This is a genomic window from Citricoccus sp. SGAir0253, from assembly GCF_005877055.1.
GTDB lineage: Bacteria > Actinomycetota > Actinomycetes > Actinomycetales > Micrococcaceae > Citricoccus.
The window spans coordinates 1-22,661 of the sequence record NZ_CP039426.1 but is presented as its reverse complement, the minus strand read 5'-3'; the positions used below and the strand labels follow the sequence as shown (position 1 = coordinate 22,661).

Sequence of the window (22,661 nt, the reverse complement as noted above, 5' to 3'; positions counted from 1 at the left end):
TCTGTCAACCGCACACCATGCCAATGGACGCATCTGTGGGGTGGGTATACCCGGCTGGACACCCGGACCCAGCCGGACAATGCGCTCTCGGTTCGGAACGAGTGATTAATGTCCTTGTGCAGCCACGTGACCGCCAGGACTTCATCGGCAGCGCCTGTAGGTTTTGCCCCCTGCTGTGTTCACTGCCTGGCCACGGCCGAGGCCGCGGGGTTCGCGATGATTTTGGGGATCAGGCACACGAAGACCACCATGACTACCAGCTCGACCAAGGTCTGCGTGACGACCACCAAGGGCGCCAAATCGAACGCGGCCGGTAGGGCGAGGACTAACGGCAGGATCACCAGGGAGTTGCGGGTCGCACCGCTGAACACGACCGCCCGTCGTCCTGCCGGGTCTAGTCCGCCGATGCGGCCAGCGACGGCGCCGATGGGCACCATGACGGCCGCGAAGAGGATGTAGAGGGGAACCACGAGCAGCAACGGGCCCAGCTGAGCCCGGACGCCGTCGATCTGGGAGGTGACCACAACCGCGAGGGTGGCCACCATCAACGGCACCATCGCACCCGTGGCGATCTGCTCCCAGGTCCGTCCGGCCTCAGTGCGGGCGGCGGCAAGTTGGGTCAGTCCCGCGGCCACCAGTGGTAGCGCGATGATGAGCACGAACGCCTCGATGAACGGTGCGAACTCAACCGTAGTGATGAACTCGGCTCCGACGAATAGCCAGAGGTAGAGCGGCAGTAGGAGCATCTGGGCGAGCATCAGCAAGGGCGCTGCGGCAAGCAGGCGTTCCTCGTCGCCTCCGGCTAAGCCGGCGAACACGATGACGTAGTCGATGCACGGGGTCAGCAGCACGAACAGCACCCCGACAAACAGGACCTGGTCATGGGCTACGATCCGGGATAGCAGCCAGACCACGATCGGCACCACAACGAAGTTGACCGCCAGGATCGTGCCCAGGAACCGCCAGTCACCGAAGGCGCCCCCGATCCGGCCAAAGGGGATACCGAGGAACGTGGCGTAGAGCAACAGCGCCAACACCGGGTGAATCGCCATCTCCGCCGGATGCGCCACGGCTGGGGCGAGGATCCCCACGAAAGCCCCGAGGGTCAGTCCTGCCAGATAGAGCGGTACCTGGTGCCGTGTCATCCATTCCACGCTCACGCGTATACCTTTCCTCATATCCGTTCTGGTCCAGCACTTGCGCCCGGCTAGCGTCGCATCGGACCGAAGGAGCGCGTCTGCGTGGCAGCTCGGTGGTCCCGTCGGTGAGCCTAGCGCCGACGGTGTGGCCCCCGAGGATTACCGGCGCCGGGATCATCCGAACGACCCCGAGGAGGGTGCTCGCATGCTTGCTTGCTAGCACTCGGGTTTGCGGGCGGTCCCTGAGGGGTGGTCAGTCTGGGGTGCGGAAGCGGCCGCCGGCGACAGTGTGCTGGTAGTGGGTGCCGGCGCCGGCCTGTCCTTGGCAGGCGGCGGTGAAGTGCACGGAGTCTGCGCCGAAGGTGGCCAGGGCGTCCTGGTAGTACATGCTCAGCACCGGCTCGCGGCCCGCGCGGACGCCCTGGGCCAGGAGGTCGAGCAGGATCTTGTGGTTGCGCACCTCGGAGTACTGACTGACCCGGTAGGCCGGGGCCACGCCGGGTGCGGCGGGGGAGGGCTCGGGGGAGTCGGCCGGGCCCGGAACGGGCGGCGCCGGTCGGCGGGGCGTAGGGGCCCCGGTCGTGGGGAGGGCCTGCCGTCCGTAGGGTCCTGTGCCCGTGCCGCCGCCGCGTTTCACCCATGCCATGCCCCTCAGGCTATGACGGGGCCCGGACACGCTGACGTTGCCGGGGTGATGGCCGTGCGATGGAACGCCCGTCGCGGTGCCGGGCGGCCTCGGGTGCTGCCCGCCCGGCGCCGCGGCGTGGGGGCCTCAGTGGTGGTGGGTGAGGGTGGTGGTGAGGCGGTGGATCTGGTCGGGCTGGAATCCGGACCAGTGGTCCTGGTCGGTGACCACGACGACGGGGGCCTGGGTGTAGCCCAGTTCGGCCTGGATGTACTCCAGGGCCTCGGGGGTGTGGCGGACGTCGACCTCCTCGAACTCGAGTCCGGCGGTGGTCAGGGCGGTGGTGGTGAGCCGGCACTGCATGCAGGCCGGTCCGGTGGTGTAGACGGTGAGGGTGGTCATCGGTGTTCTCTCCTTCGCTCCGTCGTCCCCTCTGAGATAGCAGCTCAGGCGGACACGGTCAGTCGGGTCGGGTGGTCAGCGGATTAGGGCGGGGTCGATGCCGTCGCCGAACTCGGCGCCCGGGGCGCAGCGGGGGTGGGTGCCGCTGATGATCTGCTCGCGCAGCCGGACGTCCAGGTCCGGGAGGGCGTCCTGGACGAGGTGGCCGGCGATCAGGGCGTCGGCGGCGGTCTGGGGGATGGTGATCCACCCTTTCTGGCCGCAGAACGGGCAGGCGGGGGTGAGGATGTCGGCGCAGTGGTCCTGCATGCTGTCGTAGATCGCGTGCCGGCTCATGGCGTGGGACTCCTTCGGGACGTAGTCAGGTAAAGGCTGTGTCGGGGTGCTGGTTCTGGCGGGGGTGGCCGCCCTCCCGGTGGATGGGGCGGCCACCGGCCCGAGGCGCTGCGCCCGGTGGTGGGAGTTGCCCGAGGGGTCAGGGTGTGGGTTGGGGGTTGTTGGCGTAGACGTCGCCTTCGCAGTAGGTGAGGGTGTCCCCGGTGTCGGGGTGGGTGATCTGCCAGTGGTAGTCGGCGGTGATCCAGTCGAAGTCCCACCCGGCGGGCAGCAGGGGCCCGTAGAGGGTGTGGCCGGCGTTGGCGGGGCTGAAGAACCCGTCACCGGCGGTTCCGGTCGGGCCCATGGGGTCGTGGGTGTGCAGGATGGCGATCACCTCGGCTGCGGTGCGGGGCCGGGTGCGGGTGAGCGCTACCATCTCGGCGTCGCAGGCGGCCCAGTAGTCGTTCAGGGTGCTCATGGTGGGTTGTTCCTCTCCCTCGTGTTTTTTGCCTGCTGGCGAGCTCGCTCGCTGGTCCCGGACGCAGCCCGGAGCAACCCGTCAGGGCGGGACCGGGGAGAACTTTGGCGAGGAAATAAGGGAGCTTGCGACCGCCGAGCCGGAGTTGTCCCCGGGCCCGGCCCCGGAGCGATGAGCGCAGGGGCTTGTCCGGGCGGAGCCGGGACGTATCATCCGCCAGGACAGCAGCAAAAAACGGGTGGGCCCGGCCCGTCAGGGCCGGGCCCGGGGACGGCGCCGTTCCGCCGCCCCCGGGCGGACAGCCGGCCGGACACGGCCGTCCGCGGGTGGGGGTCCGAGCGGGCGAGGACCCCCACGCGGGTTCTCCACAGCCGGCCCCGTCGTGGACCGCGCGGGGTCCCGTGGCCGGTAGCCTCGCGGACGTGGGGAGATCACCGAGGGCGCATCCGGAGTGGGTGCTGATGGCCGATGCCGGGGTGCCGTTCGAGGTCATCGCCCGGCTCAACAACGCGGACCCCAAGTACGTGCGCGACTACGTGCGACTCCGCGGCGAGGCCCTGCGCGGAGGCCCGGCCCCGGCCCGGCTGCTGGTGCACGACAGGCCCCGGCCCCGGCCGTCCCGGTACGCGGACCGGGACCGGCGCTGGCGGGCCCGACTGGCCCAACTCGAGGCATTCCTGACCACACACCACCGCCGTCCCCACGCCCCGGAGAGCCAGACCCACCGGGGCCCGGGCTCGGAGTGGGCGCTGGCCCACTGGCTCACCACCCAGCGCTCGAAGGACCGGGCCGGACAACTGCTGGCGCACCGGGCGAACGCCCTGGACCGGGTACTGCCCTCCTGGCGGGTGGACGACCGGGCCATCGAGAACGAGGCCCACTGGCGGCTGACCCTGGTCGAGGTACTGCGCTTCCACCAGGAGCACGGCCGGCTCCCCGTACGGAGCAGGGGAGCGGGGTCCCGGGAGCAGGCCCTGGCCGGGTGGTTGGTCAACCAGCGCCTCGATCACCGGGCCGGGCAGTTGAGTCCCGAGCGGGCCCACTGGCTGGAACGGCAGCTGCCCGGATTCCTAGGCTTGTCCAGCGCTGAGCAGGGCGATCCTGATACCTGACTTCCGGCCCCGCACCGGGCCGGGAGGGCAGGATCCATGGGTGCACAGGGAGGCCGGTGGGGGGTGCGATTGCGTCGGTGAGCGCGGGCCGGTGGGGGTGGCTGGGCTGGAGTCTGGTCCGTGAACTCGACGCTCGTGGCCCCGTTGCCCGATGCCTACGCCCAGATGCTGGAATCGCTCAAGGACCCGGTGCGGCAGGCCGAGGCGACGGCCCGCCGCACGTCAGTGGGCATGGGTTCTTTCCGACCCAGGGCGTCGCGGGACCCACCTTGCGTTCTTGTCCGCGCCGCGGAGTGGACCCGGCCCGAACGTTGAAGATTCCGCGAAGATTGCTCCTCCCCGGGGTTCCGGCCCGGTCGGCGGGGACACACTGAAGGCATGGAACCTGGGAATAGTCCTGTCCATGGGGCCGGGGAGATGTTGGTGGTGGACGTGCACATCGGGCATCTGCGCCGCAAGCTCGCTGAGGACCCGGGGCACTATCTCGACACCGTCCACGGGGTCCGCTGGCGGATGACGGTCCGGTGAACCGGGGGCACGGGTCCGGTCTGGCCCGGCGCTTTCTGGCCGCCGAGTTGCTGGTGGTCGCTGTCAGCCTCCTGGCCGCTGTGGCGGTCGCGGTGGTGGCCGGCCCACCGATCTTCCAGGCCCACTTATTGATGGCCGGGAGCAGTGAGGGTTCAGCGGAATTGATCCACGCCATGCGGGCCTACCGCGAGGCTAACCTCATCGTGTGGGCGGTAGCCCTGGGCACAGCCCTGGTGTGCGCGAGCCTGGTCAGCGCCTGGTGTTCCCGGCGTATCCGCCGGTCCCTGGACCGGTTGGGTGCCGCGGCGCTGGACATGGCCGCCGGGCACTACGACACTCGAGTCCCGCCTCTGGGCGCCGGGGCCGAGGTGGACGCGGTGGCCGGAGCATTCAACACTATGGCCACCCGGCTGGAACACACCGAGGACACCCGCCGGCAGATGCTTTCGGATTTGGCCCATGAACTGCGCACTCCGGTCTCGGTGCTCACCGTCTACGTCGATGCCCTGACGGACGGGGTCATCTCCTGGGACGACGAGGCCGGAGAGTTGATGTCCGGACAGCTGCGGCGTTTGGGCCGGCTGATCGAGGACATTAGTGACGTCTCCCGCGCCCAGGAAGGCCACCTCGTCCTGGATCGCACCGAGCTGGCCGTGAATGAACTGCTCGCCGAGGCCGCCGAAACCCACCACGAAGCCTATACGGCCAAGGGCGTCACCCTACAGGTCGACCCCGGTAACACGGGAACCGTGACGGTGGACCGGCATCGCCTCGGTCAGGTGCTGGGCCACCTGCTGACCAACGCGCTGCGCCACACTCCACCTGGCGGCACCGTCACCCTGCGGGCTACCGCTCCCCGGCCCGGACGTCTGGCGGTGACGGTCGTCGACACCGGTGAGGGCATCGCACCCGAACACCTGCCGCAGATTTTTGAACGGTTCTACCGCGGCGACACCGCCCGGGACCGCGATCAAGGCGGCGCCGGCATCGGCTTGGCCATCGCCCGAGCCCTGGTCGAGGCCCACGGCGGCACCATGGTCGCTGCCTCCACCGGACCCGGCCACGGCGCCGCCTTCACCGTCGACCTCCCACGCCAGCCTCGACCCGTGGAGGACACCGCCGGCAGAATCGCCACCCGGCACCCGGATACCCTCCGTGGGCATGCACCCTAGAGGGTTATCCTGAACTGGCCATCCCGCCGAGACCGGCCCCGACGCCCGCTCCGGTTGCTTTGTCAGGCACGGACGGGCCGGTCCCGTTCAGTCGCCCTGCTCGATCCAACAGGAGTCGACACCGCCACTGACGCCGAGCGCGTCCGTGCGCAGGTCCACGTCGTAGTACCGGGACTTGTCCGAGGGAAGGTCCCCGGGCTCGGTGGGACCGATCGTGACGGTGTGCCAGCCCACGATGGCGTAGTTTTCGGAAAGCACTTGGATGGCGCACTCGACGGTGTCCTGGTAATCCTTGGTGACCTCGAACGTCACCGAGGCCCGCGTTGGGGAGTCGATGGTGTAGCCCACATCCTTCCAGGACAAGGAGTCCTTGGAGGGATCGAGGGCGAACCAGCCCGCAACGGCTACCGCGGCCACCACGGCAGCCCCGGCGATCCACTTGCCCCAGCGGGATCCGAATGATCGCCGATCGCTTTGGCCCGGTCCATAACGGTTCGCTAGGCTGTCACCCGGCGCCTTGTCGGCCGATGTCTGGGGTGGGGAATCCATATCACTCCATGATATCCGCAGGCTCCCACCGCCCCGCCCCTCCCCAACCGGGCCTTCCGGGCCCTGAACCCACCGCCTTCCGCGCCCCCTCCAGCGCCTGGGGCATGAAAGCGGCTAAGCCACCGTGAACACCATTGCCCCCGACTGCTCCGGTGGGATCCCCCGCACGGAGCTTCACGATCCCGTGGGCCGATTCGGTCACGGCACCGCGAACGCCGAGGCCTTCCACCCTCCCGCCACGGCCTGGGTTCTTGGACTCGCCATTGCCCGGCTCGCCGCTGCGGAATCACCATCACTCCACGTCGATCCCACCGCCCGGCTCCACGCCAGACCTACCTCCGGCCGATCCGAGTACTCCCGCAAGGGGTGCCGGCCCTCCGCCGCGTGGCGGCTGGAGTGGAACAACTCGCGCCTCCACACCCCCGAGCGGCGCAAGACCGGGCTGGCCCACCTCGGGCATCGTGCTCGGCTCACCGACTGCCAGCCGCCCCGCGGACTGCTGAAGGACGTACCGCCCCGTGACTGAGACCCTGATGGACCGGCCGGCCAAGCGCGGCCGCCTCGACTACCGCTTCCTCATTTCGCTCCAGTGGCTCGGCGGCCTGGTGTTCTGCGCCATCATCGCCGTCGCCTGCGCCCTGCTCGGCCAGTGGCAGATGGACCGGCGGATGGAGCTCGTGGCGGAGATCAACAAGGTGCTCTCCAACTACGACGAGCCGGCCGTGCCGCTGGCCGGCAACGCCGGGCTGTTCACGGACGTGCGGCCGGAGCAGGAGTGGACGCCGGTCGAGATGCGCGGGGAGTACCTCCAGGAGGACACCCGGATCGTCCGGAACCGGCCCCTGGCCGGCAAGCCCGGCTACGAGGTGCTCGTCCCGTTCCGGGCCGACACCGGGGACGTCATCGTGGTCAACCGCGGCTGGCTGCCCATCGGCAACAACACCCCCGGCCGGCCCGACGTCGTCCCGGCGCCCCCGCAGGGCGAGGTCACGGTGGTCGCGCGGGTCAAGCCTGGCGAGCCCGACCTGGGCCGCGGCGCCCCCGAGGGGCAATTGGCCTCCATCGACCTCGCGGCCTTCGAGGACAGCGTCGGCTACGACGTGGCGGACACCGCGTACGGCCAGCTCGCCTCGGAGTCCCCCGCCCCGGCGGTGGGACTCCAGCAGCCGCCGAAGCCGCCGCTGGACGAGGGCCCGCACCTGTCCTACTCCCTGCAGTGGTTCATGTTCGGGCTGATGAGCTTCATCGTGTGGGGCTACACCGCCCAGCGCAAGGCCACCAACGATCGCGAGGACCGGGAGCTCGGCCTGACCGAGGACGAGGGGTACCTCTCGGCCCACCGCGCGCCGCGGGTACGTCCCAGGAAGCGCCGGGGCGGCCGGCCGACGGACGAGGAGGTCGAGGACGCGATGCTCGATGCTGCCCACCGGCGGCACTAACCGGTGCCCGCCCATCTTCGTGACTATCGCTGTGCGGGATGGTCCACGGCAAGTACCCTGCCCGCCGCGGGGTGGTGCGGCGCTGGACCGTGGCATTCAAGGACGCGCCGCTCTCGGCCGCGGTCGATTCCCTCTCAGGCCTCCGCAGCCTTCCAACGACGTGCAGCGATGAAAGAGCGCACCCGAGCACGACGTAGACGAGGAGCAGAGCGAAGGTGATCGTGCTGGTGAACACGGCCGTAGGACGCTCCGCGTCCCCGGCGATCAGCGCGCCGATCTGCATGACGTTCATCGAGGTGCCGAGGATGCCGAGCACGGCCACGGCCAGGGCAAGGTGGACGCCGACTTTCTCGTTCCTGATGCCGATGAGGCCCCCAACCAGGATCACGACTCCCAGGATGGCCGGGATCAGCGCCGTCCAGCTGGCGAACGCCGTGGCGATGTAGGCGATGGCACCGAGGGCGATGAGAAGGACGCCGAGTCCAATGGTGATGCGAGGCATGCCGCTCCTTAAGTAGATAGAAACCCAGCAGTGTCTACGCGCTGTAGACCACCGGTTTTCTACGCAGTGTAGTAGAGATGATGGCCCGGACCGCTGCCCCGGGACGGGCACTGCTGCCGGGCGGTGCTGGCGCGGACGGCCTTCCCCCCTAGCCCGGGCTGGCCCCGGCAGGACTCCTGGCCGGGTTGCACGCGTAGCCGCAGCACCATGGGTTGAACCACCGGGCAGTCCAGGGTGTGATCGGCGTCGCGCGCCCCACCCTGCGGTCTCGCGGGGCGGGCAGTCGAGAGACAATGGAGAGGTGTACGCACCGATCGACCTCCAGACTCCCCTCGTCACCCAATGGGTCGGCACGCTGCTGGCCATCGCGGGGCTGGCGGTCCTCGCCCATGGCTGGTGGCGGCGCAAGCGCTATCAGGCCCACTGGGACGACGAGGACGCCCGCTACGCCGGACCGGGACGGATGAAGGACGCCGTGCGCGAGGTGATCGCGGGGGCAGGCGTCCTGGTCATCGGCCTGGGGGCCATCGGCTACTCGATCTACGGAGACATCACTTCGCAGAACAACATCCAGGAGAACGTCGCCACGAAATACGGTGCCGAGTCCGTGGAAGACAAGGGATGGCGAGGCAATGCCCTCCGGGCCGACGTCACCATGCCTGACGGCACGGTGCACCAAGACGTCCTCATCATCTTCGAGGACTCCGGTGAACCGCAGATCAAGCGCGACCTGACCGGCTCCGCCACCGGATAGGTCACAGCCGCAGGAGATCAACGCTTGCCATTGGGCCGGCGTCGGCGAAGAAGGCACCTGCCGATGGCCGCGCCGGGTAGAGTCGGGCCCGCATCATCATGTCGAGGCCATCACATCTGTGGCCCAGTTCCTCGGCCGTCGCGGCTGGCGCCGATGTGTGCCCCGCTCTGGGCCAGGGCGAAGGCCTGCTGTCTGACGCCACGACGGTCATCCACGTCGGAACGGGCACTGCTGGTTGCCCGGCTCGCCCGGCGGGCCGCCCGCAGACTGTTCAGGGCGTCCTCCTCTCGCCGCAGGCCGGGCCTGCCCCTCGACCCGGTGCCCGGACGGAGTGTGGGTGGGTGCCTACTCGTCGAAGTCGTCCGGTCCAACCCGCCGAGGTGCATCCCCAGGCGCGTAGGGGTGCAGAGGGGAACCGGTACCGCCGAGCCGGCCCGAAGGACCGCCCTGAGGATCAGCGTGTTCCTGTCCGGGCCTGCGCACCGGCCGGATCCAGGCGGGTTGTGGACGCAGGCGACTATTGATCCGGGTCCGGATGCCGCGGCTTCGTCCCGGTGCTGGCGCGGCAGCGGCCTACCGGTGACGGCCCCGGTCAGGACTGTCGGGTGGACCCGATGGGGCCAGCTGTGGCCTGGACAGGATCAGTGCGGTGAGCAGGAGGGCCATCGGGGCGAAGCCGGCCACCAGTACCGAGATCCCGGCCAGCTGCTGGTCCATGGTGACGGGGGGTCCCCACGTGCGGGCCATGTCGATGAACCAGTCCGGCTCCAGCACCGGCAGGACTCCGGCGGCCAGCACCACGGCCCAGACCAGCAGTGCCGCGGCCAGGACCGCTGCGGTGCGGATCCGGGCGCCTCGCGGGATCGGTCGCCCGGCGCCGGGCCCGAGCACCGCGGTCATGAAGCAGAACCCCACGGCCAGGAAGTAGAGGTTCGCCGCCTGGTGGACGAGCCAGTATTCCAGTACCAGCCGGAACAGCGGGGTGTAGTAGACCAACCCCAGGGAGACGGCCAGGATCGCGGCAGTGCGGGCCGGGGCCGACAGCGCCGGCCGGGCCGCGTCGAGCCATTCCCGGGGCCCGCGGCTGCCGTCGGTGCGGCGGGGCACGGTCAGGCAGAGTAGCTGTAGGGGCGCGCCGAGGACCAGCAGCAGCGGGACGAGCACGGCCAGGGCCAGCAGCATCAGGGTGTGGGCGCTCAAGAGCACCGGGCCGTAGACCGTCGGCACCGAGCAGGTGACGTAGATCAGCACGCCCAGCCCGGTCAGCCAGCTGAGGGTCCGCGGCCAGCGCCAGGCGCGCGCCCGGCGGACACCGAGGAGGTAGACGGTGGCGGCGGTGAGAGCGAAGGCGACCCAGGCCCAGTCCCACCGCCACTCGGTGAGCCACCGGTCCCCGGCCAGTTCGGGGGCAACAGGTAACCGGTGAGGATCTCCGCCGGGGTGAGCGCCGGCTTCAGTTCCTGAGGCACCGGCGGGGCGGTGCGGCCCAGGGCGGCGGTCACCCCGATGACACCGGCCATGACGGCCAGCTCGGCCACCACCAGCCGCCAGGCGGTCCGGCGGGCCGGGACGGCCCCGAGCCGGGCGATGGCCCATCGGCGGTGCGCCAGGCCGATGGCACCCAACACCATGGTCGCGGCGGCCTTGATCAGGATCAGCTGGCCGTACCGGGTGAACAACCCGTCCCAGGAGCCCAGGCGCAGGACTGAGTTGATCACCCCGGAGGCCAGGACCAGGAAGAAGGCCACACCGGCCAGCGCCGAGAACCGTTCCAGCACCGCCCGGGACAACCCGTCGTCGGCCGCACTGCCCCGAGACCGGGAGGGCGCGAGAGTGGAAGCGATGACCGTCAGGGCGGCCACCCCGCCCACCCAGACCAGCACGCCCAGCCAGTGCACAACCAGGGCCCCCACGCCGGCGTAGTGGTCATCGCTGCCGGCGGCGTGGCCCACCAGGGAGATCGGGAGGGCTGCCGCGGCGGCCAGTAGGGCCGTGGCGCCGAGTCCGGCCGGGGACCGGACGAGGAAGGCCAGGGTGGACACGACAAAGGCGATCACCACCACGACGGCCCACGCCTGGCCCACGACCAGGTCGGTGACGAAGTAGGCCAGCTCCCGGGCGAACGCTGGACTGCCGGACACCGGCAGCCCAGACAGACTGGCATAGGTGAACACCAGCACGGTCACCGCCGACAGCGCCCAGAGCACGGACACGGCGGCCGCGGCGGTCACCACCCGGGTGAATGCCGGGTGGGCCCGGCGGTCACCCGGGACCCCACCGGCGCGCCAGCGCGGCAGCACGGTGGCCGCGAACAGCAGGCAACCGACCACCACGGCCAGCGCCAGGTGGTGCACGGCCACCGCGGTCGGCAGCATCCACCGCACCAGGGCCCCGGGGTCCACGGTGTCGCGTTCGGCGACCGCCCCGGAATACGCCGCACTGGCCGCGACACTGAGCCCGGCCAGCACGAACGCCACCACCAGCCAGGTGATCCAGGCCCAGGGCCTCACCGACGCGGCCGGGGCACCCGGTCCTGAGGCAGTACCGGACCGCGCCCTCGCCGAGGTGGGGATGGTGCTCATCGGCGGTCCGTGGCGTCCGCTCGGCGCCGGGCCAGCACGGCCACCACGACGATCACCAGAGCCAGCACCAGGATCGCCACCAGCACGACGATGAAGCCGGCCGGGAAGCCCTGATCTGGCTGCTCGGCGCTGGCCTGGGAAGTGGACGCGGCCTGCGTCGGGGCAGGGGTGGCGGGGGCGGACGAGGCCGGCGTGGAGAGCGCAGAGCCGGTCGGTGAAGCGCCGGCCCCGGCCACGGTGAATCCGAACGAGCCTTCGATCGGGTGGGAGTCCGAGGACACCACCCGCCAGGTCACCGTGTACTGCCCGGCCGGAGCATCGGGACGCAGTGGCTGCACGGCGTTGTTCTGGTCGATCTGCACCTCCCCGGTGGTCCAGTCCACGCCCTGCGCGTCCTCGACCAGGATCTCCGCGCCCAGCGCGAGCGGCGCATCGCTGAAGGAGACCTCAACGGCTGTCGGGGCCGAGCCGAAGCTCTGTCCATCGGCGGGATCGGTGCGCGTCACGACGTCATGGGCCGCCGCCGGGGAGGCCGCAGCCAGCACGGCCAGCACCAGGACGGCCAGCACGGTCAGGACCGAGCGGACGGCTCGGGCCACGTTGTGAAGCATCAACTTCTACCTCCTGTAGAAAACGGGTCCTACCCTACCAAGGACGCCAGCGTGTGCCGTCGGGCATGATCAGCGGCAGATCACGCAGGGGGCCGGCCCTTCACCGCGCGGGCCGGGAGGGGGATTGGGCGGCGAGACGCTCGAGGTGGGCGTTGTAGGCGTCCAGCTCCGGGGTGCCGTTCGCGTCGGCCTCGGCGTCGGCCCGTCGAGCTTGGCGGGTATCGGCGCGGAACCACTGGTGGGCGATGAACACCAGGATCAGGACCGTGGGCAGCTCCCCGTAGGCCCAGGCCAGTCCGCCGGCGGTCTTCTGGTCGGCCATTGGGTCCAGGTCCCAACTGGCCGGAGGCGTGGCGAAGAACTCCACGATCGGGGTGGTGGCCATCATCAACACCACGCCGAAGAAGGCGTGCAACGGCATTTCGAGGGCGACGTCCAGTAGCCGTGCCCCGTAGCCCTGCTTGGCCGGCAGCGGGTCATTGGACAGCAGGGGGATGGTGAACAGCACCCCGGAGGCCAGGAACACCAGTTCCAGGCCCATGTGGCCGTACCAGGTGGGCAGCAGCCGGTCGTCCAGGTCGCTGAGGTAGATCCCGTAGTAGGTGATCAGGAACAGCGGGATGGTGAAGCCCGGGTGCAGTGCGATCCGGGCCAGTGGTGAGCGCAGTCCGGTGTGCGCCAGGCGCAGCACCACCGTGCCGAGCCCGCGGTGCGGGGTGGCTCGCAGCAACAAGGTGCCCGGGCTGCCCAGCACCAGCAGCGGAGGGATGGCCATCATCAGGGTCAGTTGCTGGAAGATGAACACGGAGAACATCTTCAGGCCGTAGCCCTCGACGCCCGCGCCCATGGTCACGGCCGCGGCGGCGCAGCCCAGCAGGAAGCACAGTGCCCTCCACACCGGCCACCGCCGCCGCTGCCCCCACAGCCGGAGCGCCCCGGCCAGGTACAACACACCCAGCACCACGGCGATGGCGGGAATCAGCGGGATCGGCTGCAGCGTCGGGGCGAGGAAGGTCTCCAGGCTGGGAGGCTCGGTAGGGATCCACACCGGCCCGTCCATGCTCGTCTCACTCATGGCCGCGGACCGATGCGAGTGTCATCCTGGCTTTGGTCCACGCCGCCCACCGATAGGCCCGGGCTGACTGGGTGGCCCTCATGCGCCGGTGAAGGCCGGTAGGAACTGGATGAAGACGGTGCCGGCGACGGCGACGTAGGTGACGGCGATGAGCGTCCCGGCCCAGCCGGTGGCGAACCGGACCACCCCCGGCGGGGCGGGGAGCACGCCGTGGGCCAGGTTGCGGGCGGTGAGCAGGATGAACAGCGGGATCATGGCCGCCCAGACGATCATGCAGTACAGGCACAGGATGTAGATCTCGTACAGGGCCTGGAACCACAGCCAGGCCACGAACCCCATCCCCAGGGTGACCCCGGCCTGCAGCCCGAGCCAGTACCCGCGGCCGGGGTGGGCCCCGGAGAGCACCACCATCGCGGTTGCCAGCACCACGGCGAAGGCGACGACGCCGATCAGCGGGTTCGGGAAGCCGAACAGTTCGGACTGCCAGGTGCCCATGACCCGGCCGCAGGACACCCACGGGTTGATGTCGCAACTGGTGAGGTAGCCGGGGTTCTCATAGAGGGCCAGGCGCTCCAGGACCAGGATCGCCGAGGCGATCCAGCCGGCCGCGCCGGTGACCAGTAGCACCAGGCCGAAGGCCCGGCGCCCGGCGAACCCCACCGGCGCCGCTACCGGAGACGGGACCGGCTCGGTGCGAGGGGCGGGGTCGGTTCGAAGGGTGGGGTCGGTGGGAGGGGCGGCTTCGGTCAGCCGGTCGGTCATCGCAGTCCTCGGTTTCGGCATCAATCGCGGCTCGGGCGTCCCGCGGCGGGTGCGGTCCGTCAGTCCTGGGCGGCGGCCTCGACGGCGGCGGTGAACTCTTCCACGCTGGACACGGTGAGCGGCTCACCGTCGAGGTAGAAGGTCGGGGTCCCGGACACGCCCAGGGCGGTGCCGTCGGCCACGTCCAGCTCGACCCGGTCCCGGGTGGCCGGGTCGGCGACGGCGGCGTCGTAGGCGGCCAGGTCCAGGCCGAGGTCCTCGGCGTAGCCACGGAACACCGCGCTCTTGTCCTCGGCGGCCTCCCCCACTGGGCCTGGGTTTCGAACATCTTCTGGTACATCGGCTCATAGGCCCCCTGCTGGGCGGCGGCCTCGACCGCGATGGCGGCGGGCATCGCGTTGCGGTGACCCGGCAGGGGGAAGTAGCGGTTCACGAAGGTCACCGTGTCCCCGTACTGGGCGCGCAGGTCCTCCACGAACGGGTAGGCCGCACCGCAGGCCTCGCACTCGAAGTCCAGGAACTCCACCAGCACGGCCTTCTCGTTCGGGGCCTGGGAGAGTACCCGGCTGTTCTGGCGCACCACCTGCCCGGAGCCCTGGGTCTGCTGCCCGGTGGACTGCGACTGCTGGGCGGTGGAGGGCCCGGCGTCCTGGGGCGGCTGGGCGGTGGCGGTGCCGCGGACCACCAGGTAGCCGATGATGAGGCCGGCCACGACCAGGCCCAGCAGCACCCAGACCACGATCTTGGCCCGGCGCTGCCGGTTCGGGGTGGCGGCGGTCTTGTCCGGTGTGGAGTCGGTCTTGTCCGGGGCGGGGTCGGTGGAAGTCATGATCGGTCCAATCCGGAGAGGTCGGGGGTCGGGAGGAATCTTAGACGAGGGTGCTGAAGGTGCCGGCCAGGTTCTGCAGCTGGTAGATCCACAGGGTCCAGATCCCGGTGACCATCAGGGCCCCGACCAGCACCAGCAGGGCCCCGCCGATGATGTTGAAGGCCCGGATGTGGCGGCGGACGAAGCCCAGGGTGCGGGTGACCCAGTCCAGGCCCAGGGCCACCAGCACGAACGGGATGCCCAGACCCAGGCAGTAGAGGAAGCCCAGCAGGGCCCCGCGCCAGGGGTCCCCGGTGGTGGTGCTCAGCGCCAGCACGGCGCTGAGGGTCGGGCCCATGCACGGGGTCCAGCCCAGGCCGAAGACCACCCCGAGCAGCGGGGCCCCGGCCAGGCCGGTCGTGGGCTGGAAGGAGACCCGCCGGGTGTTCTGCAACCACGGCAGCCAGCCGACCAGGACCAGGCCCATCAGGACCACGAACACCCCCAGGGCCCGGATCAGCGCGTCCTGCCACTGCAGCAGCCAGCCGCCGATCACCCCGAAGGCGGCTCCGTAGGCGGTGAAGACCGCGGCGAAGCCCAGGATGAACAGTCCCACCCCGGTCATCACCCGGCGCCGGTTGTCCGCCCGGCGCGGATCGGCCAGCCCGGAGACGTACCCCAGGTAGCCGGGCACCAGCGGCAGGATGCACGGGGACAGGAAGGACACCAGCCCGGCGATCGCAGCCAGCGGCATCGCCACCAGCAGCGCCCCGGACTGCACCATCTCGGCGAAGAACCCGCCCAGGCTCATGCCCGTCCTCCCTGGCCCCGGCAGGGGAGAGGCGGGCAGGTGCGGCGACAACGGGCAGTCACTAAGGGTCCTCACTGGGTCAACGGGTCGGGGCGCCTAAGTCCGGGCGACGCCCCCACAAGACGCTACAGCACGGGCTGTATAGTTCACCGTATGCTGACGATTGCGACACGCCTGGACGTGATGAACCGGCTGGGCCGGGCGATGGCCGACCCGACCCGGTCCCGGATCCTGCTGACCCTGCTGGAGAGTCCCGGGTACCCGGCCGAGCTGGCCCAGGCGTTGGGGCTGAGCCGGTCGAACGTGTCCAACCACCTGGCCTGCCTGCGGGACTGCGGGATCGTGGCCGTCGAACACCAGGGCCGCCGCACCCGGTACGCGATCGCCGATGCGCACCTGGCCCGGGCGCTGAGCGCCCTGCTGGAGGTGACCCTCGCCGTGGACGCCTCCGCGCCCTGCCTGGACCCGGGCTGCCCGGTGCCCGGGTGCTGCGACACGGCGGAGGTCGCCTCGTGAGCGCCGCCTGCTGTGGCGCCCCGGAGGCGCCGACCGGACCCGAGCAGCACGAGGAGCACGAGGAGCACCGGCCGTGGTGGCGAGATGCGGCGATCCTGCTCCCGGTGCTCTCCGGCATCGCCTTCCTGACCGGGCTGGTCCTGGAATGGTCGGGGGCCGGAGGCGCGGCCACGGTGGTGTTCTGGGTCGGGCTGGTGCTGGGCGCCTGGACCTTCGTGCCCGGTGCGCTGCGCGGGCTGTTCACCCGGGGTCGGCTCGGGATCGGGCTGCTGATGACGATCAGCGCCATCGGCGCGGTGATCCTGGGCTACCTCGAGGAGGCCGCCGCCCTGGCGTTCTTGTACTCCATCGCCGAGGCCCTGGAAGACAAGGCCATGGACCGGGCCCGGGCCGGGCTGCGGGCCCTGCTCAAGCTCGTGCCCGAGACCGCCACCATCCGCCAGGGTGCGGCCACGGTTCAGGTCGAGGCCAAGGACCTGCACCCCGGGCAGGTGCTCGTGGTCCGGCCCGGGGAACGGGTCGCCACCGACGGGATCGTGCGCGCCGGGCGCAGTTCCTTGGACACCTCGGCGATCACTGGCGAATCCATCCCGGTCGCGGTCGGCCCGGGAGACACCGTCTCGGCCGGGTCGATCAACACCTCCGGGGCCCTGGAGATTCAGGCCACCGCCGCCGGCACCGACAACTCCCTGACCACCATCGTGCACCTGGTCGAACAGGCCCAGGCCGAGAAGGGCGGCCGGGCCCGGCTGGCCGACCGGATCGCGAAGCCCCTGGTGCCCGGGGTGCTCATCCTCGCCGTGGCCGTCGCGGTCCTCGGGTCCCTGTTCGGGGACCCGGAACTGTGGATCACCCGCGCCCTGGTGGTGCTGGTGGCCGCCTCCCCCTGCGCCCTGGCCATCGCCGTCCCGGTCACCGTGGTCTCCGCGATCGGCGCGGCCAGCCGGTTCGGGGTCGTCATCAAGTCCGGGGCCGCCTTCGAATGCCTCGGCGGGATCCGCCACCTGGCCGTGGACAAGACCGGCACCCTGACCCGCAACCAGCCCACCGTCACCGCCGTGCTCACCGCCCCCGGTGCCGCCGAGCAAGACGTGCTGGGCTGGGCCGCGGCGCTGGAACAGCACAGCACCCACCCGCTGGCCGCGGCCATCACCGCCGCCACCCCAAACACGCCCGCGGCCGCCGGCGTCACCGAGACCGCCGGTCACGGGATCACCGGCCGCATTGACGGGGCCCCGGTCACCGTCGGCAGCCCCCGCTGGCTGGACCCCGGGCCCTTGGGAGCCCAGGTCCAGGAACTGGAGGACCAGGGCATGACCGTGGTCATCGTCCACCACGACGGGGCGGCCGCCGGCGCGATCGGGGTCCGCGACGAACTGCGCCCCGAGGTCCCCGCCGTCGTGACCACCCTGACCGGCCAGGGCATCGGGGTCACGATGCTCACCGGCGACAACGCCCGCACCGCCCGGGCCATCGCCGCCCAGGCTGGCATTCAGGACGTCCGTGCCGAACTGCGCCCCGAGGACAAGGCCACCGCCGTCCACCAGCTGAGCGGCACCAAACCCACCGCGATGATCGGGGACGGCATCAACGACGCCCCCGCCCTGGCCGGGGCGACCGTGGGCATCGCCATGGGCGCCACCGGCTCGGACGCGGCCATCGAGTCCGCTGACGTCGCCTTCACCGGCCACGACCTGCGCCTGATCCCCCAGGCCCTGGCCCACGCCCGCCGCGGCCGGGTGATCATGAACCAGAACATCGTCCTGTCGCTGCTGATCATCGCCGTGCTGCTGCCGCTGGCCATCACCGGCGTCCTGGGCTTGGCCGCCGTGGTCCTGGTGCACGAGGTCGCCGAGGTCGTCGTCATCGGCAACGGCCTGCGCGCCGCCACCACCCGGCGCGTTCCCCTGCAGGCCCTGGCCGGCCGGCAGGCCCAGCCCGCCGCCGTGGGATGAGCTCCCGCGGGGCCTGCGGGACAGAGCCTCTCAGGCACGGTGAGACCCGACCCGCCGCCCCCATCCGGCAGCCTCCAGTGACTGCGCAGGTCGGGCGGTCAGCAGATCCACTGATGCTCCACTGATGCTCCTGGCAACGGGCGCATCGCGAAAGGACACGAATGAACCACCGGCGCAGGTATCCCCTGGTACTCCTGACCATTGCGATTGGGGCCGGCGTAGTGGTCCTGGACCAGGGGACCAAGTGGTGGGCGGAGAGCACCCTGTCCACGGGGGAGCGCGTCCCGCTCCTGGGGGACCTGCTCGGGCTCCAGCTGGCCTACAACCCCGGAGCGGCCTTCTCGTTCGGGGCCAACTCGACCTGGATCTTCACCGTCCTCTCGGCGGTGGCGGTCGCCGCGGCAATCTGGTTCACCCTCCGGGTCCGTACCCTCTCCTGGGCGATCGTGATCGGGTGCCTCGGCGGCGCGGTGACCTCCCATCTGGGCGACCGGCTCCTGCGCCCCCCGTCGTTTGGGCAAGGCCACGTCGTGGACTTCCTCGCCTACGGGAACTGGTTCATCGGCAACGTCGCGGACATCTTCATCGTCGGCGGGGCACTGGCCGCGGTCCTGCTGACCGCCACAGTGCGCGACCGGGACACAGTGGACGCCGCGCGGTAACCACTACAGGGCACCCCTCCGCGGCCCGTCCACAGCCATGCCCAGACGATGACGGAGGTCATCACCGAGGAGGTCGCCGCACTGCTCGGGCACGTGGACTTCATCGGCACCCTGGACTGGGAGGCCTTCGCGGTGATGTGGGAACGCCTGGTCCGGCGCAACGTGCTCGGTGCCAGCGCCCGCGATGACGACCAGATCACTGACGGCCTGCGCCGGTTGCCTCAGCGCGGCAACCTGTTGTCCCTCATGCCGCAGAACCGCCGCCTGCGTGAGCGCTTCCTGTGCCGACTGCAGCACTACATCGAGTGCTCAAGACAGGCGGCATGCTGGTCGGCTATGACCTGACGACCTCCCCGCCACCACATTGCGTCACTTCGTCGATCGATCGCCCCCCCCCCCCCCCAGCTCGTGGCCCCAGCCGACCTTGCTGCCACCGCGCGACAGATAGGCCTCGACGTCTCCATCCGGACCGGTTGGGCCGGCCACGTCATGCGGTTCCTCGCACGCATGCACTAACCCCTACCGAGACTCGACAAGGCGAGCGGCGCCGGTTGGTGCCGACGTACCGGGAACACCCCTGGGGCCCCGGGTTGACGAGCCTGCACTTCCTCGCACCGGGCCTCTGCGTCATGACTGCGGCGCTCGGTCCGCGCCCGAGCATTCAGCGTTCCGGCCGGGCCGGATGCGCTCCGTGGTCGGCGCGCTGCTGACCGGGGCTGTGGTGCTGGCCTCCAGGGCCCCGGCGGTGCCGGCACCGGACTGGTCCGGCACCAGGGACCGCACCGGGGGGGCCGCCGGTCGTGGCTGATCAGCAACGAGCCGCCATTTCGGTGCTGCTAGCCGGGTTCGCCCCGGCCACCTGCTCACCGCGCTGATCCTGTCCCAGCCACCGCGCCAGCGGACCGGCCCCGGACCGGCTCCGCCTCCCGGCAGGACCGCGCCGCGCCGGTATGGTTCACCACTGCCCTACGAGGGCAGGCCGGCGTAGGAGTGCAGCCCCGGGAAGTAGGTGTTGACGATGGTGAAGTTGAACACGATGCAGCAGTAGCCGATGATCGAGAGCCAGGCGGCGCGTTCCCCGGTCCAGCCGCGGGTGGCGCGGGCGTGCAGGTAGCCGGCGTAGACCACCCAGATCACGAAGGTCCAGACCTCCTTGGTGTCCCAGCCCCAGTACCGGCCCCAGGAGGCCTCGGCCCAGATGGCGCCGGCGATCAGGGTGAAGGTCCACATCACGAAGCCTACGGCGTTGATCCGGTAGGACCAGTTCTCCAGGCTCACTGCCGAGGGCACCAGGCGCATGAAGACCAGCCCCGGGGTGGTGCCGGCGCGGGCCGTGGCCTCGCGGCGGTGCTGGATGAGCTGCAGGACGCTCATGGCGAAGGTCAGGGTGAACAGCGCCGAGGCCAGCACGGCGATGGAGACGTGGATGATGATCCACGGGGACTGCAGGGCCGGCTGCAGGTGCGCGATGGGCGTGGGGAAGCCGATGGTGGCCGCGGCCATCATGATCACTACCAGGCCGGCGACGAAGGTCCCCAGGAAGCGGATGTCCTTGCGGATCAGGAACAGCAGATACACCACCGAGACCAGCATCGCGCCGGTGGTGCAGAACTCGTACATGTTGCCCCACGGCACCCGGGAGGCGGCCACGGCGCGGGCGATCACGGCGAAGGCATGCACCGCGGCGGCGATGACCATCAGCGCCACCGCGACGTTGGCCACTGGGCGGGCGGTGGTGCCCAGGTAATCCATGTCCTCATCCACCAGCTCGCTCCCGCCGGCCCCACCGGCACCGGTGTCGGCGCCGGTGAGGTGGGGGCGGGCACCGGGGACCGTCGTCGAGCCCGTCCCGGCCCCCCGGGCCGGGCCCCCGACCCCGGCGCCCACCAGGTGGTCCCGACGCGCCGGGGATGCGGTGGTGTCGGTGGTGTCGACGTCGCGTTCTCGGGCCAGTTCGGCCTCCAGGGCACGGATGGTCTTGGAGGAGGTGGCCAGGTCCAGGGCGAAGAGGATGAAGGCGACGGCGTAGACCAGGGCGGCGATGAGCATGAACAGGTCGCTGTAGCTGGCCAGCTGCAGGTTGATGGGTTGCATGGGTTACTCCGGTCGGTTCTGGACGGGGCGGTCCGGGGTGGTGCCGGGACGCCCGGCGGCTGAGGCGGTGGTGGGCGTCGAGGCGGTGGAGGATGAGGACAGCCCGGGTTCCGGTGGCGCGGTGACCGGCCAGAGCTGCTCGAACTTCCGGCGCAGGGCGAGGTTCTCCTCGCGTAGGCTGAAGTCCTCGCCGCGGGCCAGCAGGCCGTACTCCACCAGGGTGGACCCGTCGGGGCCGGTGGCGCCCCGGACCCACACGCGGCGTCGGCGCACGAACAGGCTCACCACCAGGGCGATCAGGGCCAGCACGGCAAACACGCCCACGCCCCACTTGCCCGGGTCGTAGAGGATGTCCAGGCCGACATAGGGCTTGACTCCGTCGAAGGAGATGGAGCCCTTGCCCTCGGGCAACTCATAGGATTCCCCCAGGCTCAGGGTGATGCCCCCGGCCTCGAGGTCGCGGTTGTTCAGCTCGGTGAGGTTCTCGGTGTCCAGCACGTAGACGTTCTGCGGCTGCCCCTCGTCCAGGCCGAGGTTCCCGTAGTAGGAGTTCAGGTTCAGCTCCGGGTTGAACAGCTCGGGGTCGATCGAGACGGCCACCCCGTCCTCGCCGGTGTAGGCGGTGGGCAGGAAGAACCCGACGAAGCCGAGCTGATCCGGCCGGGCGTCGGGAGCCTTGATGGTCAGCAGCGAGGTGTACACCTCGTCCTGGACCTGGCCGACCACCGGGCCCTGGAACGCGATGTCCCCGTTGCCGTCGCGGACGGTGACCTCCGGGGCGTAGCCGTTGCCCACCAGGTAGACCCGGGTGTCGCCGAACGCCAGCGGGTGGTTGACCTTCAGGATCCGTTCCTCCGGCTCGCCACCGGTGCCGTCCTGGACCTCCATCACCGCGGTGAAGTCCAACGGCTGGCCGTAGTGCGTCGTCGACTCCCGGTCGAAGACCTTTTCGAAGCTCTTCAGCGACATCGAGAACGGCACCAGGCTGTCCTCGGAGAAGGCGCCGCCGGGAGTGAAGGCATCGTAGGAGACGAGGGTGTTGGCGAACCCCTCCTCCCCCTCCACGAGGATCTTCTGCCCGGAGTAGCTCAGCAAGCCGCCCACGGCCATGAACACCAGCACCCCGATGAGCGAGAGGTGGAACACGATATTGCCGACCTCACGGACGTAGCCGCGCTCGGCCCCCACCGAGGCGCCGCCGTCGGGCTCCTGGCGCACCTCGATCCGGTAGCCGCGCTTGCGCAGCACCTGCGCGGCCTGCTCCACCGCCGTGGCCGGGGCGGGACCGGTCGGCTCGAGCACGACCCGGCCGTACTCCGGCAGCCGGGACAGCCGGCGCGGCGTGCGCGGCGGGGCCGAGCGCAGCACCTTGGCGTGCTTCACGGCGCGCGGGACCACGCAGCCGATCAGGGAGATGAACAGCAGCAGGTAGATCGCGGAGAACCACACCGAGGAGTACACGTCGAACATCTGGAAGCGGTCCAGCCAGGGCCCCAGGACCGGGTTGTCCTCGAGGTACTGGTTGACGATCTCCGGGCCGGCCGGGCGCTGGGGGAACAGGGAGCCGGGCACGGCGGCCACGGCCAGCAGCAGCAGGAGCATGAGCGCGGTGCGCATGGACGTCAGCTGGGTCCAGGCGAACCGCAGCGTGCCGGTGACACCCAGGGCGGGCAGCTCCACCTCGGGCTGCTGGGGCTGGTCGTTCCGGGACGGCTCGGTGCGGGCGTCCTCGTCCCGGGCCACCCGCACGTTGTCCTGCTGGCTCAC

Annotated in this window: 23 protein-coding genes and 1 pseudogene; 9 read left to right on the top strand and 15 right to left on the bottom strand. The window is 70.6% G+C overall.

The window, feature by feature from the left end:
- Positions 1-179: 179 nt before the first annotated feature.
- The 5 genes from E7744_RS15330 to E7744_RS15310 all read right to left on the bottom strand — a co-directional run bounded on the left by E7744_RS15330 (position 180) and on the right by E7744_RS15310 (position 2,962).
- On the bottom strand, positions 180-1,166 hold the full coding sequence (locus E7744_RS15330; protein WP_137775275.1) for an arsenic resistance protein: 987 nt from the start codon (positions 1,164-1,166) through the stop codon (positions 180-182).
- A gap of 226 nt (positions 1,167-1,392) precedes the next feature.
- Positions 1,393-1,785 carry a hypothetical protein gene (locus E7744_RS15325; protein ID WP_137775216.1) on the bottom strand — a complete coding sequence of 131 codons (393 nt, stop codon included), beginning with the start codon at positions 1,783-1,785 and terminating at the stop codon, positions 1,393-1,395.
- Between the two features lie 126 nt (positions 1,786-1,911).
- Positions 1,912-2,166, bottom strand: a complete 255-nt coding sequence (locus E7744_RS15320; RefSeq protein WP_137775215.1) for a glutaredoxin domain-containing protein — start codon at positions 2,164-2,166, stop codon at positions 1,912-1,914.
- Between the two features lie 75 nt (positions 2,167-2,241).
- Positions 2,242-2,502, bottom strand: a complete 261-nt coding sequence (locus E7744_RS15315) for a hypothetical protein (protein ID WP_137775214.1) — start codon at positions 2,500-2,502, stop codon at positions 2,242-2,244.
- 139 nt (positions 2,503-2,641) lie between these two features.
- Entirely contained in the window at positions 2,642-2,962 is a 321-nt protein-coding gene (locus E7744_RS15310) for a hypothetical protein (protein WP_137775213.1), read from the bottom strand.
- A 422-nt stretch (positions 2,963-3,384) separates the two neighbouring features.
- Here E7744_RS15310 and E7744_RS15305 point away from each other — a divergent pair, with 422 nt between their 5' ends.
- The 3 genes from E7744_RS15305 to E7744_RS15295 all read left to right on the top strand — a co-directional run bounded on the left by E7744_RS15305 (position 3,385) and on the right by E7744_RS15295 (position 5,774).
- On the top strand, positions 3,385-4,074 hold the full coding sequence (locus E7744_RS15305; protein ID WP_137775212.1) for a helicase associated domain-containing protein: 690 nt from the start codon (positions 3,385-3,387) through the stop codon (positions 4,072-4,074).
- Positions 4,075-4,452: 378 nt separating this feature from the next.
- A complete protein-coding gene (locus tag E7744_RS15300; RefSeq protein WP_137775211.1) occupies positions 4,453-4,602 on the top strand; it encodes a winged helix-turn-helix domain-containing protein in 150 nt (49 codons plus the stop codon).
- Positions 4,599-5,774: an ATP-binding protein gene (locus E7744_RS15295; RefSeq protein WP_246858724.1), complete on the top strand. Its 1,176-nt coding sequence runs from the start codon at positions 4,599-4,601 to the stop codon at positions 5,772-5,774. The genes E7744_RS15300 and E7744_RS15295 overlap by 4 nt, the downstream gene beginning before the upstream one ends.
- A gap of 87 nt (positions 5,775-5,861) precedes the next feature.
- On the opposite strand, the gene E7744_RS15290 is transcribed toward E7744_RS15295, so the two are convergent.
- Positions 5,862-6,323 carry a DUF4307 domain-containing protein gene (locus E7744_RS15290; RefSeq protein WP_137775210.1) on the bottom strand — a complete coding sequence of 154 codons (462 nt, stop codon included), beginning with the start codon at positions 6,321-6,323 and terminating at the stop codon, positions 5,862-5,864.
- Between the two features lie 533 nt (positions 6,324-6,856).
- On the opposite strand from E7744_RS15290, the gene E7744_RS15280 reads away from it, so the two are divergent.
- Entirely contained in the window at positions 6,857-7,762 is a 906-nt protein-coding gene (locus E7744_RS15280; protein ID WP_137775273.1) for an SURF1 family protein, read from the top strand.
- 803 nt (positions 7,763-8,565) lie between these two features.
- The gene (locus E7744_RS15270; protein WP_137775208.1) at positions 8,566-9,018 is read left to right on the top strand and encodes a hypothetical protein; all 453 of its coding nucleotides are present in this window, start codon (positions 8,566-8,568) and stop codon (positions 9,016-9,018) included.
- Positions 9,019-9,591: 573 nt separating this feature from the next.
- On the opposite strand, the gene E7744_RS16340 is transcribed toward E7744_RS15270, so the two are convergent.
- From E7744_RS16340 to E7744_RS15240, 7 genes and pseudogenes are all read right to left on the bottom strand, one after another.
- Positions 9,592-10,284, bottom strand: coding sequence for a cytochrome c oxidase assembly protein (locus E7744_RS16340; protein WP_246858726.1), 693 nt, complete (start codon positions 10,282-10,284; stop codon positions 9,592-9,594).
- Positions 10,281-11,600, bottom strand: coding sequence for a copper resistance D family protein (locus tag E7744_RS16335; RefSeq protein WP_246858723.1), 1,320 nt, complete (start codon positions 11,598-11,600; stop codon positions 10,281-10,283). Before E7744_RS16335 ends, E7744_RS16340 begins: the two co-directional genes overlap by 4 nt.
- Positions 11,597-12,211, bottom strand: a complete 615-nt coding sequence (locus E7744_RS15260; protein ID WP_246858722.1) for a copper resistance CopC family protein — start codon at positions 12,209-12,211, stop codon at positions 11,597-11,599. Before E7744_RS15260 ends, E7744_RS16335 begins: the two co-directional genes overlap by 4 nt.
- A gap of 100 nt (positions 12,212-12,311) precedes the next feature.
- Positions 12,312-13,286 carry a cytochrome c oxidase assembly protein gene (locus E7744_RS15255; RefSeq protein ID WP_137775207.1) on the bottom strand — a complete coding sequence of 325 codons (975 nt, stop codon included), beginning with the start codon at positions 13,284-13,286 and terminating at the stop codon, positions 12,312-12,314.
- A gap of 78 nt (positions 13,287-13,364) precedes the next feature.
- Positions 13,365-14,048, bottom strand: coding sequence for a vitamin K epoxide reductase family protein (locus tag E7744_RS15250; protein ID WP_371415413.1), 684 nt, complete (start codon positions 14,046-14,048; stop codon positions 13,365-13,367).
- Between the two features lie 59 nt (positions 14,049-14,107).
- Positions 14,108-14,877: pseudogene (locus E7744_RS15245) on the bottom strand (DsbA family protein).
- A gap of 40 nt (positions 14,878-14,917) precedes the next feature.
- Entirely contained in the window at positions 14,918-15,667 is a 750-nt protein-coding gene (locus E7744_RS15240) for a cytochrome c biogenesis CcdA family protein (RefSeq protein ID WP_137775205.1), read from the bottom strand.
- 153 nt (positions 15,668-15,820) lie between these two features.
- Between E7744_RS15240 and E7744_RS15235 the strand changes: the two genes are divergently transcribed.
- The 4 genes from E7744_RS15235 to E7744_RS15220 all read left to right on the top strand — a co-directional run bounded on the left by E7744_RS15235 (position 15,821) and on the right by E7744_RS15220 (position 19,145).
- Positions 15,821-16,183 carry a helix-turn-helix transcriptional regulator gene (locus E7744_RS15235; RefSeq protein WP_137775204.1) on the top strand — a complete coding sequence of 121 codons (363 nt, stop codon included), beginning with the start codon at positions 15,821-15,823 and terminating at the stop codon, positions 16,181-16,183.
- A complete protein-coding gene (locus E7744_RS15230) occupies positions 16,180-18,138 on the top strand; it encodes a cation-translocating P-type ATPase (RefSeq protein WP_246858721.1) in 1,959 nt (652 codons plus the stop codon). The genes E7744_RS15235 and E7744_RS15230 overlap by 4 nt, the downstream gene beginning before the upstream one ends.
- A gap of 221 nt (positions 18,139-18,359) precedes the next feature.
- Positions 18,360-18,800, top strand: a complete 441-nt coding sequence (locus tag E7744_RS15225) for a signal peptidase II (RefSeq protein ID WP_371415412.1) — start codon at positions 18,360-18,362, stop codon at positions 18,798-18,800.
- Positions 18,801-18,848: 48 nt separating this feature from the next.
- On the top strand, positions 18,849-19,145 hold the full coding sequence (locus E7744_RS15220) for a hypothetical protein (RefSeq protein WP_210417242.1): 297 nt from the start codon (positions 18,849-18,851) through the stop codon (positions 19,143-19,145).
- A gap of 621 nt (positions 19,146-19,766) precedes the next feature.
- Here the strand turns inward: E7744_RS15220 and ccsB are convergent.
- Positions 19,767-20,894 (bottom strand): c-type cytochrome biogenesis protein CcsB, encoded by a 1,128-nt coding sequence (ccsB, locus tag E7744_RS15215; protein ID WP_137775201.1) that lies wholly within the window; start codon positions 20,892-20,894, stop codon positions 19,767-19,769.
- 3 nt (positions 20,895-20,897) lie between these two features.
- Entirely contained in the window at positions 20,898-22,637 is a 1,740-nt protein-coding gene (locus E7744_RS15210; protein WP_371415415.1) for a cytochrome c biogenesis protein ResB, read from the bottom strand.
- Positions 22,638-22,661 lie beyond the last annotated feature (24 nt).